The 4,389-nt window shown below is 65.9% G+C and carries 2 protein-coding genes; both read right to left on the minus strand.

From position 1 onward, the window contains the following. Positions 1-269: 269 nt before the first annotated feature. The gene (locus RBR52_RS15325; RefSeq protein ID WP_320378142.1) at positions 270-1,985 is read right to left on the minus strand and encodes a methyl-accepting chemotaxis protein; all 1,716 of its coding nucleotides are present in this window, start codon (positions 1,983-1,985) and stop codon (positions 270-272) included. A gap of 72 nt (positions 1,986-2,057) precedes the next feature. Next, positions 2,058-4,352 (minus strand): EAL domain-containing protein, encoded by a 2,295-nt coding sequence (locus tag RBR52_RS15330; protein WP_320378143.1) that lies wholly within the window; start codon positions 4,350-4,352, stop codon positions 2,058-2,060. Between the last annotated feature and the right edge of the window lie 37 nt (positions 4,353-4,389).

Consider the following 4,389-nt stretch of genomic DNA (forward strand, 5'->3'; position numbering starts at 1 on the left):
GGGTGATTTTCATGCTAGATTTTTAATTTTTATGATGTTTTATCTATAAAACTATGAAAATATTATATAAAATATCTTTTTAGAGGTTTGGATTGGTATGACAGTTTCATTCGCCCTCATCCCGACCCTCTCCCGGAGGGAGAGGGGGCCGATGTGCGCTTTTGCGGACTTGTTGGGAAGGCTAAGAGGGGTAACCTTTGCATTGCGCAGCGCTGTTTTTTTTCTCCTCCCCCGCTTGCCGGGGGAGGTTGGGAGGGGGCGGCATGGCGTTAAAACTTCACGAATTCCGGCGTCGTGCCCGCCGGGGCGGGCTGCCGGGGTTCGGTGGGCTGCTGTGCGGGTTGCTGGCGCGGGCGCTCGGCAATCGGGCGAGTCTGACGCGCTGCGCCGCTTTCATCGGTACGAAACACCGACATCGCCTCCTGCAACGCCTGCGCCTGCGCATTCATTTCTTCGGCCGTGGCCGCAAGCTCTTCCGATGCCGAGGCGTTCTGCTGCGTCACGGCCGAGAGCTGGGCGACGGCCTGATTGATCTGCTGCACCCCGGTGGCGAGTTCTTCGGAGGCGGCGGAGATTTCCTGCACCAGATCGGAGTTCTTGCTCACTGCGGGCACGATCTGCGCGATCAGGCCGCCCGCGGCATCGGCCTGCCTGACGGTGGATGCCGCCAGATCGCCGATCTCCTTGGCCGCCACCTGAGAGCGCTCGGCCAGCTTGCGCACCTCGGCGGCGACCACGGCAAAGCCCTTGCCATGCTCGCCGGCACGGGCGGCCTCGATCGCGGCATTCAAAGCCAGCATATTGGTCTGGTAGGCGATGTCGTCGATGATGGAAATGCGCTCGGCTATTGCCTGCATGGCGGCGACCGTTTGCTGCACGGCGGCGCCGCCGTCCTTGGCCTGCTGCGCGGCCTGCTGCGCGGTGGCGTCGGCCAGGCGCGAGTTGTCGGCGTTCTGGCGGATCGAGGCGGTGGCCTGCTCCAGCGTGGCGGAAGTCTGCTCGACCGAAGCCGCCTGCTGCGAGGTCGATTGCGCGATGCTCTGCGAGGTGCTTGAGACCTGGCCCGATGCCGAGAGCAGTTGTTCGGCAGACGAGCGCACCGCGGCGATGGTCCGGGTGAAGCGTTCGATCATCTTCTGCGCCGAGGCCATGACCTGGCCGATTTCATCGTCGCTGCGGCGGTCCATGCGCACGGTCAGATCGCCCTGCTCCAAGCGCTTGAACACATTGAAGGCGTTGCGCATCGAGGCGTTGGTGCGGCGGGTGACGAGCAGCGCGAAAGCTGCCAGCAGGATGATGGCGATCACCGAAATGACGAGGCTCTGGGCGCTGTAGGCCCAAGCGGCTGCGCTCACATCGTCCACATACACCCCGGTGCCGATCACCCAATGCCACGGCTTGAAATCAATGGCGTAGGCCACCTTGGGAAACGACTCCTTCGTGGCGCCGCCGCCCGCGATCGGTTTGGGAAAGCGGTAATCGAAAATGCCGCCGTCGGGGTTTTTGGCGGCGAGGTTCTGCGCGGTGTAGAGATTCATTTTGCCGTCGGTCTTCACCGTTTGGGCGGCCATGCCCGCACGGTAAGCCGTGGCGTTGTCGAACTTCGGTGCATCGAGCACCTTGCCGACGAGCGCGTGCACGGTGGGGTGCATGAGCATGGTCGGCACCGGCAGGGCGTCGGTGGTGATCCAGAAATAGCCGTCCTTCCCGGCGCCATAGCGCATGTCCTTGACCGCAGCCATGGCCTGCGCCTGCGCCTGCTGCGTGGTCAGCTTGCCGGTCTCGGTCTGCCGGTAGTAGTAGTCGATCACGCCCAGAGCGGTCTGCGTGGCGTTGCGCAGCATGAATTCGCGTTCGGTGAGGATGGCCGATTGCAGCCGGCTCATATTGAGCAGGATGATGCCGGCCATCCCGAGGATGAACAGTGCGCAAAGCAGCAGCAGGCTGCGGCGGATATCGAGTTTGAAACGTTTGTCGGTTTGCATGGGGTCTCCTTGTGCCTTGTGAACGGATGGGTGAATGATTTCAAGAAAACGTCGCGCCGCTGCGGGCGGCGCTCAGACGGGCACCGACGGCCTGCCGCGGCCGGTCAATCCGCCAAGAAAGGCCAGCAGCGGCTCGGGCCGGCCCACGCCGTAGCCCTGCACCGCATCGACGCCTTTTTCGCGCAGAATGTCGATGACGGCCTGGTTTTCGACGAACTCGGCCACGGTGCGCAGCCCCATGCTGCGCGCCACCATGCAGATGGCCTCCACCGTGGTCTGGTCCTGGGCCGAGCGCGCGAGGTCTTTGATGAACAGGCCGTCGATCTTGATCTGATCGAAGGCAAAGGTCTTGAGATAGGCGAAGCTGGCCAATCCCGTGCCGAAGTCGTCCAGCGAGAGGGCCGCGCCCATTTCGCGCAGCCCGCGCACCAGCTCCCTGGCCTGCTGGGGGTTGTGGATGGCGAACGATTCGGTGATTTCGAAGCACAACCTGCGCGCGCTCACTGCGCTGCGCCGCACGGCGTCGCGCAGGTCGGCCAGCAGTTGCGCATCGGACAGGCTGGCCCCCGACAGATTGATCGACACATGGTCCAGCAGGTCGAACGCCCGCGGGGTTCCCGCCAGGATGTCGAGGGTGTGCCGCAGCACCCAGCGGTCGATGGCGGGCATGAGGCCGTGGCGCTCGGCCAGCGGCAGGAACGATGCCGGAGACCGCAGCTCGCCGCCCACGCGCCAGCGCAGCAGGATTTCGCACGAAGGCGGCCTGCTGCCGCGCAGATCGACGATGGGTTGGGCGTAAAGCTCGAAGGCGCAAAAATCGCCGTCATCCTCCTCCCCTTTGCGCCCGCCTTCGACGGCTCGCCACGGCGGGGCGTGCAGCGCGGCTTCGAGCTGGCTGAGCAGGCGACGCTGCGCGCGGCGGGCTTCGATGAGCGATTCGCCTTCGCCCTGTGCGAAGTGGATGCGGTGGTCGAAGCGGTCGCCCGCCACCTGCGTGGCCAGTGCCAGCAGCGCCATCTGCTCGGCGGCGCCCAGATCGGGGCGCAGCGGCGTCGCACCCACGGCCACGTGCAGCCAGACGGTCTGATCGTCGAACTGCAGGCGGCGGCCTTCGAGCACGGCCCAGATCGCCTCCGCCTGCACCCTGGCCTGCTGCTCGCTGGGTGAGATCAGCGCGAAAAAGCCTTCGTGCAGGCGGGCCAGCGCGCAGTCGGCGGGGCAGCAGTCTTGCAGCGCTTTGGCCACGAAGCCCTCCACGTCTTGCGCGTGCTGCGGGCCGACGAGCTCGTCGATGGCCTCGCGCCGCTGGATCTCCACCCCGAGCAGATAGGCCGGGCCGCTCGGCTGCGCGGATGCGATGGCCTGGGCATAACCGCGATCGTTGCGCAGCCCGGTGAGCAGATCTTCCTGCGCCTGTTTGGCCAAGCGCTGCTGTGTCCAGCGCTGTTGTGCCACGGTGGCGATGCCCAGCAGCCCGAAAACGCCGATGACGCTGACCAGCACCGATTGGTCGGCCCAAACGATCCGGGCTTGCATACTGTCGCCCAACCTCAGTTCGACCAGCACAACCTGCGATACGCCGATGAGCATCAGCGCGAAGTGCGCGAACCCGGCGCGGAAGCGAAACATCGCAACGGCCAGCAGCAGCAGACTCAGATAGCCCACCGCTTGCGCGTAGTCGCCCAACCCGGTGCGGATCAGCCAGACGCACAGGGCCACGAACAGCGCCCAGGCCAGCAGCCAGACGGCTGCCTCGTCGCGGCGACAGGGCGCAGGGGCGCGAAGGGGCTGTGGCGTCGGGCCGGGGCGCAGCCGGGCTTGCATGGCGCGCGCCGCAAGTTCCGTGGCGCGGCTGAAAAACAGCACGCCGAACACGCCGGAAAACCAGTAGATGAACGCCAGATCGGGCAGCGACAAGGCCGACCCTGCGGCGGAATGCGCGTACTGCGCGATGCCCAGCGCCGTGTCCAGGCTGACGCCCAGGCCGATGAGCACGCCGTAGTACTGCAGGGCGTCGCGCACGGCGCTGCGGTCGTCGCCTGGCGCGCGGCGCAGGCGCGGCAGCGCCCAGGCGACCAGCGCCAACGACAGCGCGAAACTGGCCGTGCCCAGCAGGGCGCCTGTCGGCGGCAGACGCTGAATGAACAGATTCCAGACCAGCACCCCCAGCGCGGCAGGCGCCACGGCGGCCATGCCATAGGCGGCGGCAAAACCATAGGCGATGCCGTTGGGCGGCCAGATGAGGGAAAACGGCAGGCCGCCGAGATGAAACCAGCGCTCGGTCAGCCAGGCCGCAGTGATCCAGCTCACCGCGATGGCCAGCGCACGCCAGGCATGCACGCGAAACCGCATGGGTATCGTTTTCACGATGTTTTGTGGGGGGGGGGGGGGGGGGGGGGTTTTC

Source organism: Thiomonas sp. (genome assembly GCF_034007205.1).
Taxonomy (GTDB): domain Bacteria; phylum Pseudomonadota; class Gammaproteobacteria; order Burkholderiales; family Burkholderiaceae_C; genus Thiomonas.